This window comes from Paucibacter sp. KBW04 (genome assembly GCF_003852425.1).
In the GTDB taxonomy this organism is placed as follows: domain Bacteria; phylum Pseudomonadota; class Gammaproteobacteria; order Burkholderiales; family Burkholderiaceae_C; genus Paucibacter_A.
This window is the reverse complement of record NZ_QAJN01000021.1, coordinates 66391-79080: the sequence shown is the minus strand read 5'-3', so window position 1 is coordinate 79080 and position 12690 is coordinate 66391. Positions and strand designations below refer to the sequence as shown.

At 65.7% G+C, this 12690-nt stretch carries 12 protein-coding genes; 6 read left to right on the top strand and 6 right to left on the bottom strand.

Features of this window, described 5'->3' with window-relative positions; translation table 11 throughout:
- Positions 1-51: 51 nt before the first annotated feature.
- Both DBR47_RS23445 and DBR47_RS23440 read left to right on the top strand, forming a co-directional pair.
- Entirely contained in the window at positions 52-870 is an 819-nt protein-coding gene (locus DBR47_RS23445; protein ID WP_124454723.1) for a basic secretory protein-like protein, read from the top strand.
- 101 nt (positions 871-971) lie between these two features.
- Positions 972-2801 carry an ABC transporter substrate-binding protein gene (locus tag DBR47_RS23440; protein ID WP_124454721.1) on the top strand — a complete coding sequence of 610 codons (1830 nt, stop codon included), beginning with the start codon at positions 972-974 and terminating at the stop codon, positions 2799-2801.
- Here DBR47_RS23440 and DBR47_RS23435 read toward each other — a convergent pair whose 3' ends face one another.
- The 5 genes from DBR47_RS23435 to DBR47_RS23415 all read right to left on the bottom strand — a co-directional run bounded on the left by DBR47_RS23435 (position 2802) and on the right by DBR47_RS23415 (position 6819).
- On the bottom strand, positions 2802-3323 hold the full coding sequence (locus DBR47_RS23435) for a hemerythrin domain-containing protein (protein WP_124454719.1): 522 nt from the start codon (positions 3321-3323) through the stop codon (positions 2802-2804). It abuts the gene before it with no gap.
- A gap of 74 nt (positions 3324-3397) precedes the next feature.
- Complete coding sequence (locus DBR47_RS23430; RefSeq protein WP_124454717.1) at positions 3398-3895, bottom strand: GNAT family N-acetyltransferase; 498 nt, start codon at positions 3893-3895, stop codon at positions 3398-3400.
- A complete protein-coding gene (locus DBR47_RS23425) occupies positions 3892-4827 on the bottom strand; it encodes a carbohydrate kinase (protein ID WP_124454714.1) in 936 nt (311 codons plus the stop codon). Before DBR47_RS23425 ends, DBR47_RS23430 begins: the two co-directional genes overlap by 4 nt.
- The gene (locus tag DBR47_RS23420; RefSeq protein ID WP_124454712.1) at positions 4824-6053 is read right to left on the bottom strand and encodes an AGE family epimerase/isomerase; all 1230 of its coding nucleotides are present in this window, start codon (positions 6051-6053) and stop codon (positions 4824-4826) included. Before DBR47_RS23420 ends, DBR47_RS23425 begins: the two co-directional genes overlap by 4 nt.
- Before the next feature lie 106 nt (positions 6054-6159).
- A complete protein-coding gene (locus tag DBR47_RS23415) occupies positions 6160-6819 on the bottom strand; it encodes a 5-formyltetrahydrofolate cyclo-ligase (RefSeq protein ID WP_197047247.1) in 660 nt (219 codons plus the stop codon).
- Positions 6820-6843: 24 nt separating this feature from the next.
- Between DBR47_RS23415 and DBR47_RS23410 the strand changes: the two genes are divergently transcribed.
- The 3 genes from DBR47_RS23410 (at position 6844) to DBR47_RS23400 (ending at position 10697) form a co-directional block, all read left to right on the top strand.
- Entirely contained in the window at positions 6844-8943 is a 2100-nt protein-coding gene (locus DBR47_RS23410; protein ID WP_231512474.1) for a lytic transglycosylase domain-containing protein, read from the top strand.
- Positions 8940-9896 carry a complex I NDUFA9 subunit family protein gene (locus tag DBR47_RS23405; protein ID WP_124454708.1) on the top strand — a complete coding sequence of 319 codons (957 nt, stop codon included), beginning with the start codon at positions 8940-8942 and terminating at the stop codon, positions 9894-9896. Before DBR47_RS23410 ends, DBR47_RS23405 begins: the two co-directional genes overlap by 4 nt.
- Before the next feature lie 111 nt (positions 9897-10007).
- Entirely contained in the window at positions 10008-10697 is a 690-nt protein-coding gene (locus DBR47_RS23400; RefSeq protein ID WP_124454706.1) for a glutathione S-transferase family protein, read from the top strand.
- Positions 10698-10773: 76 nt separating this feature from the next.
- Here DBR47_RS23400 and DBR47_RS24765 read toward each other — a convergent pair whose 3' ends face one another.
- Positions 10774-11283 (bottom strand): FxDxF family PEP-CTERM protein, encoded by a 510-nt coding sequence (locus tag DBR47_RS24765; RefSeq protein ID WP_197047246.1) that lies wholly within the window; start codon positions 11281-11283, stop codon positions 10774-10776.
- Positions 11284-11465: 182 nt separating this feature from the next.
- On the opposite strand from DBR47_RS24765, the gene DBR47_RS23390 reads away from it, so the two are divergent.
- On the top strand, positions 11466-12689 hold the full coding sequence (locus DBR47_RS23390) for a multifunctional CCA addition/repair protein (protein WP_124454704.1): 1224 nt from the start codon (positions 11466-11468) through the stop codon (positions 12687-12689).
- The last annotated feature ends 1 nt before the right edge of the window (position 12690 follow it).

The following is a 12690-nucleotide window of genomic DNA, read 5'->3' as shown; positions in this document are numbered from 1 at the left end:
AACCAAGCACGGCGGGCTCTGCTCCGCCGCCCATCGCCAGCCAAAACAACTATGAAATCCAAACTCCTGCTCAGCGCCCTGCTGCTGGCCTGCGCCACGGCCCATGCCACGCCCAAGGCCAAGGCCCTACCGGCCGCACCCCAACTCTCAGCAGCCGTCGCGGCAGACGACCCGGCCTGGGTCCGCGTCGCCACCCCGGTGGTGGACTACAAGAACGACGGCTCCGCCGGCGCCCAGGCCTTTGCGGCCCTGGTGCCCGATATCAACGCTTATGTGCATGAGATCGCGCGCGGCGTGGTGCAGCGCCTCTACAAGAGCCCGGCCGATGTGCCCGCCTTCCAGACCCTGGAGTTGCGCATCCGCGAATGGAATGGCGAGAAGGGCAGCGAAGAACCCAAGGACGGCATCGCCTGGAAGGCCGGCGAGCCGCCCGAGCGCATCATCGTCAACGTCAACACCCGCTGGCTGGAGAAGTACGCAGCCAAGGGCGGCAATATGGCCGACGAGGTCAAGGGCATCCTCTTCCACGAGATGGTCCACGCCTACCAGCACTACGAGGGCATGCATGGCGCGGCCCTGGAAAGCCTGGCCGATCTGGTGCGCTACCAGGCCGGTTTCGGCTATGCCAAAGACCGCAAGCTGGGCGGCAGCTATACCGACCCCTACAAGACCGGCGCCTTCTTCTTCGCCTATCTGGTCGAGCAAAAAGGTTTTCGCGACTTTGGCCCCTGCTTCAATGCCACGGCCAAGCCCGGCTCCAAATTCCCCTGGACCTGGGAGAACGCCATCGGCGCCTGCGCCGGCGGTGGGGATGTGAAAAAGCTGTGGGCCGAGTACCAGGCATGGATCCCCAGCCAAACCGCGAAGTAATCTGTGGCACGGCGCGCCCGAGCAGGCTCGGGCGCGGGCCAACACGGGGCACGCTGCGCATCTGCAGCGTGTCCTTTTGCGTTTTCTAGAGAACAGCAGCAATGATCCCGACTTCCCTGCGTCGCCGCCAAATTCTGGGTGCCGGTCTCGGCCTGCCTCTGCTCGCCGCCCCCTCGCTCAGCCAGGCCGCAAACGGCCAGAAGACTCTGCGCCTGGCCTTCAAAGCGGCCGAGACGGGCTTCGACCCCGCGCGCATCTCCGACGGCTATTCGCGCGCCGTCACCGGCCATATCTTCGAGGCCCTGTACTGCTTCGATCACCTGGCCCGGCCGGTGCTGGTCAAGCCCCTGACGGCGGCCGCCTTGCCCGAGGTCAGCGCCGACTTCAAAACCTTCACCATCCGCCTGCGGCCAGGCATCTTGTTCGCGCCCGATGCGGCCTTCAAGGGCAAGCCGCGCGAGTTGGTGGCGGCGGACTATGTCTACAGCTTCAAGCGCATCGTGGACCCGGCGAATATGTCGCCCATGCTGCCCTTCTTGCTAACAGCCAATATGCTCGGCTTGAACGAGCTGCGCGAGCAGGCCCTCAAGACCGGCCGAGGTCTGGACTACGAGCAAGACATCCCCGGCCTGCGCGCCCTGGACCGCTACACCTTGCAGATCCGCCTGGCCGAGCCGCGCCCGCGCCTGATCGAGCGCCTGGCCAGCAGCGATATCTTCGGCGCCCTGGCGCGCGAGGTGGTGGAGGCCTATGGCCGCGATGTGGACGCCCACCCGGTGGGCACCGGCCCCTACCGCCTGGCGCAGTGGCGGCGCAGCTCCAGCATCGTGCTGGAGCGCAACCCGGTCTACCGAGAGCGGCGTTATGACGCCAGCCCGGCCGCCGACGACGCCGAGGGCCAGGCCATCGCCAAGCGCTTCAAAGACCGCTTGCTGCCCATGGTGGACCGGGTGGAGATCGCCATCATCGAGGAAGACCAGCCGCGCTGGCTGTCCTTCTTGAACGGCCAGTTGGACGTCCTCGCCGCGCCCGGCGACGGCGTGCCCGCGCCCTTCATCAGCCAGGCCGTGCCGCATGGTCAGCTGGCGCCGTTTTTGGCCAAACGCGGCGTGCAGCTGTTCCGCCAACTCAATGCCGATTGCTCGCTGATTTACTTCGGCATGACGCACCCGGTGGTGGGCGGCCTCGCGCCCGAGCGCATCGCCCTGCGCCGCGCCATCTCGCTGGGCTACGACGTGCGCCGCAATATCGCTCTGGTGCGACGCGGCCAGGGCATCCCCGCGCAAAGCCCTATCGTGCCGCACACCAGCGGCTATGACCCGGCCTTCAAGAGCGAGATGGGCGAGTTCGACCCGGTGCGCGCCAATGCCTTGCTGGACGCCTACGGCTGGGGCGAGCGCGACGCCGAGGGCTACCGCCTGCAGCCCGGCGGCGAAAGCCTGAGCATCGAGATCGCCACCACGCCGGACCAGGCCGCACGGCAAAGCGATGAGCTCTGGCGCATCAATCTGCAGCGCCTGGGTCTGCGGGTGAAGTTCAATACCGCCAAATTCCCCGAGCATCTGAAATCGGCCCGGGCCGGCAAGCTGATGGTCTGGGGCTTTGCCGTGCAATCCGATGTGCCCGACGGCCTGGCCGCCCTGGCCCGCTACAACGGCCCGCAAGCCGGCTCGCAAAACGTCTCACGCTTTTCGCTGCCGCAGCTGGACGCGCTTTACCAACGCCTGGAGGCCCTGCCCGACGGCCCCGAACGCGAGGCCGTATTCCGCGAGGCCAAGCGCCTGGCCGTGGCCTATGCGCCCTACAAAATCGTCGCCCATCTGTTCAGCAACGACGTGGCCCAGGCCTGGGTGCATGGCTACCGCCGCCCGCTGTTCTGGGGCGACTGGTGGCAGTTTGTGGACCTCGATCCGCAGCCGGCCAAGCTCTGATCAAGGCCTGACCAAACCCGCCAGCCCGGCCTGGGCGCGGCGATGCTCGCGCGCTTGCAGCGCTTGCGCCCAGCGGGCCTTGGACTCGGGGTAGATCAGGCTCTCCTCCAAGGCCAGGTGCTCGCTCACCAGGTCCATAAAAACCTGGGCGTAGTTGAGGAACTCGGTTTCGTCCACCCAGGCGGAGCCGGTGGCCAGGGCACGCAGGCGCGGGCCCAATTCCAGCCAGTTCTCTTCGATCCAGCCATGGTCCTGCTGCAGGCTGCGCACAGCCGAGACCAGCTCGGGCTGATCGCTGTTGAGCAGTTCGGGGAAGACACTGCGCTCCTCCTCGGCATGGTGCTGGCGCGAGGCGCCGGAGAAGAATTTTTCAATCTCCGCCGCCTGGGCCCGCGCGACCTCGTCCAGGCCGGCAGACTGCATGCCCAGCATCAGATGCCGCAGCTGCTCCAAATGCTGCTGCATCTGGCGATGGCACTCGTCCAAGGCAGCAAACTTCTCACCCTCGTTGACACGGCTCATGAGATTTCTCCTACAGCAGCTGAGCATCGTAGGAGTTCATGCCGCTCAGGCTTTAATCCAGATCAAGCTCAGGCCTAAGCCTTGGGCGGCAGGGCTAGGCGGTAAAAACGTGTCTCCGGCGCCAAGCGCGGGAAGCTTGGCGGCAAGGCGCTTTCAGACAAGGCCTCAAAACCCTGGGCCTCGTAGAAGCGGCAGGCCGCAGCGAACTGCTCGGTCGTGCCGAGAAAGATCTCGCGCAGTTCGGCCGCCTGGGCGCAGCCCAGCAAGGTCTGCAAGAGGCGCTGGGCCAGGCCGTGCTGAGGGCCGCGGTGCGAGGCCCTCACATACATCTTGCGCAAAGCAGCTTGGCCCCCGCCCAGATCGCGCAAGCCCAGGCAGGCCAGCAGCTCGCCGCCCTCGTCAAGCGCGACCCAAAAACCGCCACCGCCCTGTTGATAAAAACCCGGCACGTCCAGCAGATCGGGCATGTGCTCGGCCTGCACAGGAATGCTGAATTCCTCGTTCAGGATTTGCAGCACCAGGGCGGTGACGGCAGGGCCATGCGAGGGCTGGAAACGCTGGATCTGGATCATGGCGAGGCCTTCAAGCGCTCCAGCATGGCCTCGATCTGCGCTATCGTGGGTCGGCAAGCACCGGCTTGTTCGCAAGCGGCGGAGGCGGCCGCCACGGCCCAGCGCAGATGCCGCGCAGGTTCGGCCTCAGGTGCGCTGATCAGGCTGTAGAGCAGGCCGGCCATGGAGGCATCGCCCGCGCCCACGGTGTCCACCACCTTGAGCGCTGGCGGTCGCAAGCGGCAAGAGCCTTCTGAATGAAAAAGTTCAGCACCCTCGGCCCCACGGGTCAGCATCAACAAGGCTTGCGGATTCCAGGCCTGCAGCTGGGCCAGGCCAACATCGGGGCTGCTGCAACGGAACAGGCCACAGAGGTCTTCGTCCGAGACCTTGATCACATCGGCCAGGCGGCTCATGCGCTCCAGCGTCCCGTCGTAGCGGCTGTCCATCAGCAGGCGGAAGTTCGGGTCGTAACTGATGCGGACGCCTTGTTCCTTGAGTTCGCCCGCCAGGGTCAGCAGGCGCTGCGCCAGTGGTTCTCGCACCAGGCTGATGCCACCGAAATGCGCCCAGCGCGCCGCCTCACGCCAGCCCTTGGGCAGGGCCGCGGGTGCGAAGAACAAATCGGCCGCGCCCTCGCCGATGAAGAAGTACTGCGGCGGGCTCAGCTCATGCACCACCGCCAGCAAGGGCGGGCGCTCGGGCGGCTGCTGCTGCAAAAAACGCAGGTCCAGGCCCGCCGCCGCACTGGCCTGCCACAGGGCCTGACCAAACACGCAGGAGCTGATGGCACCACCGAAGGCGCTGGGCAGACCCAGGGCGGCCAGGGCGGCCGCCACATTCCAGGGCGCACCGCCGCAGAGCGAGGTCCAGCTCTGCGGGCCGCTGCGAATCAGATCGGTCAGGGCCTCGCCAAAAGACAAGACTTGGGGCAGTGGCTTGGCGCTCGTCATGCCTGGCGCTCCAAGGCATGGATCAGCTCGTAGCAAGCGCCCATGGTGTGATAGTCGGTCTTGCCCGCCGGGCTCTTCTCATCGCTGTAAGCGCTGTTATCGGCCTTGAGGATGCGGTACCAGGCGCCATAGCGATGGTCCACCATATGCGACCAGCTGTAGTCCCACAGGCGCTGATACCAGTCCCAGTAACCATCTTCGCCGGTGCGCAAGGCCAGCAGGCCGGCGGTGGCCAGGCTCTCGGCCTGCACCCAGAAGTACTTATCGCTGTCGCAGACCGTGCCATCGGGCGCAAAACCGTAGACCAGGCCGCCATGCTTGGCATCCCAGGCCCGGGCCACGGCGATGTCAAAGAGCTGGCGCGCGCGCGGCAGCAACCAGTCTTTCCCGTGCGCCAGATGTGCGCCGTGGCGCTCCAAAATCAAAAGCAGCTTGGCCCACTCGGTCAGATGGCCGGGCTGATAGCCCCAGGGGCGGAAGATATTCGTCTTGTCTTCACGGTTGTAGTCCCAGTCCACCTGCCAGTCGCTGCGGTAATGCTCCCAGATCAAGTCATTCGCCAAGGCCGCCTGACGCAGGGTGATATTGCGCGCCAGGGTCTCGGCGCGCAGCAGATAACGCGTTTCTCCGGTGGCTTCAAACGCCGCCAACAAGGCCTCGCAAGCATGCATATTGGCGTTCTGGCCGCGATAGGGGTCGAGCACCGACCAGTCCGCGCTGGCCACATCGGCGTAGAGACCGGCCTCGGGCTCCCAGAAGCGCGCCTCCATCAGATGCCAGGTCTCGGCCAGCCAGGTCCGCGCCTCCTCCTCGCCAGCCATCAGCGCATGGGCATAGGCCAGCATCACAAAGGCCAGGCCGTAGCAGTGGTTGTCGGCTTCCAGAGGGCTGGCCTTGCCGTCCTGCCAGTTCAGGCACCACCAGTAGCCGCCGGTGTCGGCCTGGCGGTGTTGCTCACGCAAGAACTTCAGGCCATGGCGCAGGGCGACTTGATGCTCAGGGTGACCGAAGCGCCGCCAGGCCATGGCGTAATTGAAAACAAAGCGGGTGCTGCTGACCAGATGGCGGGTGTGGGCGTCATACACCGTGCCGTCATCGCGGAAGAAATGAAAAAAGCCGCCGCTGGCATCGATGGCGCGCGGGTGATAGAAGTCCAGGGTGTGGCGCACATGGGCGTCCAGCACCTGAGGGTCGCGAAAGTTAGGGAAAAGATTGGAGCGCGTCATGGCGGCGTTGAACTTGGAGTCAATCCGTCATTAGAAGCCAAGGCCCAGCAATGGGCCGAGCCCTGACCACCAGTTTTGCTGAAGCAATGACCTAGCTTTCCTACCCTCAGGGCATGATGGCTTCTTTTTCCGTCAGGATCAGGGTCAGCGCCTGATCGTGGGCCTCGACGGGGAAATGCGTCTCGCTGATGGACCAGGCCAGGCCTATGCTGGTGACGCCGGGGTGCGCCGCCAGCCAGCGGTCAAAATAGCCGCCGCCATAGCCCAGGCGATAGCCCTCGCGGGTGAAACCCACACAAGGCACCAGCACCACATCGGGCACGAGGGGCGCGCCGCTGCTGCTGGCGATGCCGCATTCATCCGTCAAGCCGGGCGCGCCGCCGTCCCAGCGCCGGTAGTCCATGCGACGGGGCGATTTGAAGGCATAGGGCAGGGCCCAAACCACAGGGGCGCGGGGCGCCCTGTCCTCATCGGCGTCCTCACCATCCAAACCCTCGTCTTCATCGGCCTCCAGCGCCAGCGGGGCGCTCAGCGCATGGTCTTCCGACAATGCCCTGCCCGCCAAGGCCTCGGCTGCGTTAAATTCCCCCTCAAGCGGCCAGTAAAGCCCCAGGCATTGCGGCTCGATTTGAGCCAGCAATTGCTGCAAGCGCGCCCCCAGACCGGCGGCAGCCGCATGCGATGCGGGCGTGGCCAACCAGGCGGCGCGATCGGCCAGCAGTTGGGCGCGCAGTTCGGGGCGGGAATTTGGCAGAAGAGTTGGCACGGTTTGACCTTTGAGGAACGAGTTTTGGCAGTATATGAATCACGCCCCTGGCTGCGCAAAGCCCTGAAACCCGCCGCCCTGGTGTTGGCACTTTCCTTGAGTTTGAGCCTGGGCAGCCTGCCGATGTGCCAGGCCCAAACCAGCGGCAAACCCGCGGCCGTAAATGGCACGTTCAGCGGTACGGTGAGCAGCGCAAACACCCCGGCAAGACCTGACCCCCTCTTGATCGAAGCCCAGGAGGCCCTGCGCCTCAAGGATAAGAAACGCGCCACTGCCGCCGCCAGCGCCGCCATCGAGCAAGCCCACCCCCTGGCCCCCTGGATGGACTACTGGCAACTAGGCCTGCGCCTGAGCGAGGCCAGCCAGCCCGAGCTGGAGGCCTTTTACAGCCGCTGGCCCGGCAGCTATGTGGAAGATCGCCTGCGCAATGACTGGCTGCTGGAGTTGGGCAAACGGCGCGACTGGCAGAACTTTGCCGCCGACTACCCCCGTTTTCAGATGCGCGACGACCGCGAGGTTGCCTGCTACGGCCTGCTGACCGAGCACCTGGCCGGCCGCAAGGTGTTGGACGCCGCCCGCAGCGCTTGGTTGGCCCAACGTGACGGCGACGATGGCTGCAATCTGCTCGCCAGCACCCTGTTTGAGGCCAAGCTGCTGAGCAGCGACTATGTCTGGCTCAAGCTGCGCCTGGCGGTGGAGGCGGGCAAACCGCGTGCCGCCAAGCAAGCCGCGGCCCTGCTGGGCAAGCCGGTGGAGCTGGCCTTGATCGAGATTCAAGACAATCCGGCCCGCTACATCGCCCGCAAGGCCAAGGGTGGCACGCGCACCCACACCGAGCTGGCCACCTTGGCCCTGATGCGCATCGCCGCGAACGACCCCGCCGTGGCGGCCGATTTGATGAGCAGCCGCTGGCAGCGCGAGCTGCCCGCCGAACTGGACGCCTGGGCCTGGGCGCAGATCGGCCGCCAGGCCGCGCTCAAGCTCAACCCCGATGCGGCCGACTACTTCGAGCGCGCCCTCAAGTTGGCGGAGAAAAACAAGCAAGGCTTGAGCTGGAGCGACGACACCCTGGCCTGGTCCACCCGCGCGGCCTTGCGCAGCGGGCGCTGGTTCCAGGCGCTCAAAAGCATGGAGCTAATGAGCCCGGCCGAGCAACGCGACCCGAGCTGGCAGTACTGGCGCGCCCGCGCCTTGCTGGCCACCGCCGCCGAGGGCGCCGTGGGTGAGCCCTTGCGCGCAGAAGCCCGCGGCCTCTTGCAAGCCATCGCCTCGCCCTGGACTTTTTACGGCCGCCTGGCCGCCGAAGACTTGGGCGAGGAGCCCGCCCTGCCCGCAGCGCCCAGCCCACTCAGCCCGGCCGAGCGCGGCCAGGCCCAAAGCCATGCCGGCCTGAACCGCGCCCTGCTGCTGATTGGCAGCGGCTTGCGCAACGAGGGCGTGCGCGAATGGAATTTCAGCCTGCGCGGCCTGAACGACCGCAGCCTGCGCGCCGCCGCGCAAGAGGCTTGCGAGCGCGAGATCTGGGACCGCTGCATCAACACCAGCGAGCGCGCCCGGGGCGAGTTTGACCTGAGCCAACGCTATCCGGCGCCCCATGCCCGTGAGCTGCTGGCCAAGTCCAAAGAGGCCGGCATCGACCCCGCCTACGTCTTCGGCCTGATCCGCCAGGAGTCGCGCTTTGTGATGGACGCTCGCTCCCATGTCGGTGCCTCCGGCCTGATGCAGGTGATGCCGGCCACGGCGCGCTGGACGGCCAAGAAGATAGGCCAGGACTTCCGGCCCGAGCTGATGACGGACCGCGACTTCAATATCAAGATCGGCACCGCCTATCTGAAGCTGGTGCTGGATGATTTTGGCGGCTCCATGGCCATGGCCGCCGCGGCCTATAACGCCGGGCCTGGACGGCCACGGCGCTGGCGCGAAGGCGCCACGCTGGACGCCGCCATCTGGGTGGAGAACATCCCCTTCACCGAGACTCGCGACTACGTCAAAAAAGTGCTGACCAATGCCAGCATCTACGCGCCCTTGCTGGGCGACAACAGCGCCAACGCCAGCAGCCTGCGCTATCGCCTGGGCAAGCAGATCGGCCCCAAGGAAAGCAGCAGCAACAACGACATGCCATGAGCAATCCCAAACTCCTGATCCTGGGCGGCAGCGGCTTCATCGGCAGCGCCCTGTGCGAGCAGCTGGTGCAGGCCTTGGGCGGCCGGGCGAATATCACCGTGCCCACCCGACGCCTGGCCCATGCACGCGGCCTGATCAGCCTGCCGGGCCTGCGCGTGCGACAGGCCAATGTCCATCGCGAAGAGGACTTACGTCGGCTGATGGCGGGTCAGGATGTGGTCGTCAATCTGATCGCCATCCTGCAAGGCAATAAGAGCCAGTTCGAGCAAGCCCATGTGCAGCTGCCGGCCAAGATCGCGGCAGCAGCCCAGGCCAGCGGCGTCAAGCGCCTGATCCACGTCAGCGCCCTGGGCGTGGCGGCCGATGCGCCTTCGCTTTATCTGCGCAGCAAGGCGGCCGGTGAGGCGCAGCTGCTGGGCGCAGGTCTTGAGCTGACCCTGCTACGCCCCTCGGTCGTGTTCGGCGCGGGTGATAGCTTCACCAATCTCTTCGCCGGCATGCTGGGCCTATTCCCGCTTCTGCCCCTGGCCGGGGCCAAGGCGCGCTTCCAACCTGTGTGGGTGGAGGATGTGGCGCGCGCCCTGCTGCGCTGTGTGCTGGACCCGCAAACCGCGGGCAAAACCTATGAGCTGGCCGGGCCGCAGGTGCTGAGCCTGCGCGAGATCGTGCAGCAGCTGGGTCGCATCAGCGGCCACCCGCGGCCCATCCTCGGCCTGCCTGCGCTCCTGGCCTGGGCCCAGGCCCTGCTGCTGGAAGCCTTGCCGGGTGTGCCGCTGATGTCGCGCGACAACTTGGCCTCCATGCAAGTGCCCAATATCGCAACGGGTCGGCTGCCCGATCTGGCGGCGCTAGGCATTCAGGCCCAGTCGCTGGCGGCCATCGCGCCCAGCTATTTGCAGACCCTGGAAGGTTGCGCCCGCCTGAACGAGATACGCAAGACGGCAAGGCGCTGAGCGGGGCATTGCTGAATTTGCCGCAAGAATGCCTTGCCAAAGTCTCAGCACAGCGCACGCTCGCTGACGCTAAGCTGCTCGCACCCAGCAAGCCCCTGCACAAAGGCATTCATGAAACTCTATATCGGCAACAAGAATTACTCCTCCTGGTCCATGCGCCCCTGGGTGCTGATGAAGGCCTTCGGCATCGCCTTCGAGGAGATCAAGCTGCGTTTTGACTTCACGCCGGGTTCGGCCTTCTACCAGGCCCTCAAGCCCGTCAGCCCCACGCACAAGGTGCCGGTGCTGGTCGAGGACGATGGCTTTGTGATCTGGGACACCCTGGCCATCGCTGAGTACCTGGCCGAGCAACATCCCACACTGGCCATCTGGCCGCTAGACGCGCGCCAACGCGCCCGCGCCCGCAGCCTTTGCGCCGAGATGCACTCCGGCTTTGGCCAGCTGCGCAGCTTGTGCCCCATGAATATCGACGCGGACCTGAAGGCCGTGGGCCAGCGCCTGCTGAGCACCGAGCCCAAGCTGCACGAGGACCTCAAGCGCCTGAATGATTTGTGGGGCGAGGCCCTGGCGGCCAGCGGTGGGCCGTTTTTGTTCGGTGAGTTCAGCAATGCGGACGCCTATTTCGCGCCGGTGGTGATGCGGGTCAGCCGCTACGGCCTGCCCCTGAACGCCGCCGCCACAGCCTATGCCCAAGCAGTGCAAGCCCAACCGGCGGTGGCCGCCTGGGTGGCCGATGCGGTGGCCGAAAAAGACTTTCTGGACTTTGAAGAGCCCTATCGCCAAAGCGGCTCGCCGGCCTGAAGCAGCGGCCACGAGCACAAAAAAAGAGCGCCGCGGCGCTCTTTTTTGTGGGCAAGGCTGTTGAAGCCGCTTGGGCTCAGCCCTGCTTGCGGCGCGAAGCCATGAAGCCCACCACGCCCAGGCCCGCCAAGAGCAGAGCATAGGTCTCGGGTTCGGGCACAGGTGTCGCTGGCGCCGGCGTGGCCGACAAGGTCGAGGTGTACTGGGTGTTCTTGGCCACCGACAGGCCCGTGATGTTCACCGAATAGGTGCCGGCCAACAGGGAGCCCGACCAGCTCAAATTGGCTTGCGTGCCCGTCGACGTCAAATTCAGAGGACCGTAGCCCACCAAGACGCCAGAAAAATTATGGATGGCGCTGCTCAAAGAGCTGAAGGACTGCTGGGCACCGAAGGACACGAGCGAGGCCTTGTCCAGCGTGAAAGTCCAGGTATCGGCAATCGACGCGTTCACTGCAAATTTTGCCGACAAACCAGAGCTTGTGTCCGGCCCAGAACTGTCCAGCAAACCCAGGTCGATCGTAGTGGCCGAAGCGGCCAGCGAAGAAACGGCCAGGACGGCGGCGGCGGAGATCGTTTTCAACTTCATGGTTTTCCTTGTTGAGGAGAACGCAGCACAAAATCGCATTGCATCTCCAACTTCGTTCCAGTCCCTGAGAATGTAGCTGCCACCGGCTTGTTATACCCCCCACAGCTTAGGGGGGTTTGGCAGGTCAATCGAAGCTAAATGTAAGCGGCGCTTGTGACTCTTTCTTGATGGTTTTTTGACTCATGCAAACATTTCTTGTCGGCGGCGCGGTGCGCGACGCGCTCCTGGGCCGCCCGGTCAAAGACCATGACTGGGTGGTCATAGGCGCCGATCCGGCCGCCATGCTGGCGGCCGGCTTCATCCCCGTGGGCCAGGACTTCCCGGTCTTTTTGCACCCGCAGACCCATGAGGAATACGCCCTGGCCCGCACCGAACGCAAGACGGCGCCGGGCTATCACGGCTTCGCCTTCCATGCCGCCCCCGATGTGACGCTGGAGCAAGACCTGGCCCGCCGCGATCTGACCATCAACGCCATGGCACAGGATGCGCAGGGCCAGCTGATCGACCCCTACGGCGGCCAGCGCGATCTGGCGGCCAAGGTCTTGCGCCATGTCTCGCCGGCTTTCGGCGAAGACCCGGTGCGCATCCTGCGCCTGGCGCGCTTTGCCGCCCGCTTTAGCGACTTCAGCGTCGCCCCCGAAACCCTGGCCCTGATGCAGACCATGGTGGCCCAGGGTGAGGTGGACGCCCTGGTGGCCGAGCGGGTCTGGCAGGAGATCTCGCGCGGTTTGATGGAAGCTCAGCCCTCCCGCATGTTCGAGGTGCTGCGCGCCTGCGGCGCCCTGGCTAGGCTTTGCCCCGAGCTGGATCGCCTCTTTGGCGTGCCCCAGCCTGCCCAGCACCATCCCGAGATCGACACCGGCGTCCATGCCTTGATAGTGATAGACCGCGCCGCCGCCGAACAAGGCCCGCTGGACTTGCGCTACGCCTGCCTCTGCCACGACCTGGGCAAGGGGCTAACGGCGCCCGAGCTGCTGCCCCGCCATATCGGCCACGAAGGCTTGAGCGCCAAGCTGGCCAAGCAATTGAGCGAACGCTGGCGGGTGCCGAATGAATGCAAGGAGTTGGCCGAGTTGGTGGCACGCGAGCACACCCATGTGCATCAAAGTGGCGACTTCGGCCCCGAGGCGCGCCTGCGCCTGATGGAGCGCTGCGACGCTTGGCGCCGGCCCGAGCGCTTTGCCCTGATGCTGTGGGCCTGCGAATGCGACGCACGTGGGCGACTGGGCCTGGAAGACCGTGCTTATCCACAGCGCCAGCAACTCCTGAACGATCTGGCTCGGCTGCAGGCCTTGGATCTGAGCCTCGTCAGCGCCCAGGCGCTGGCCGAAGGGAAAACCGGCCCGGCGATTGGGCGGGCGGTGCAGGCCGCGCGCTTGGCGGCCCTACAAGCCAGTTCGGCCTAAG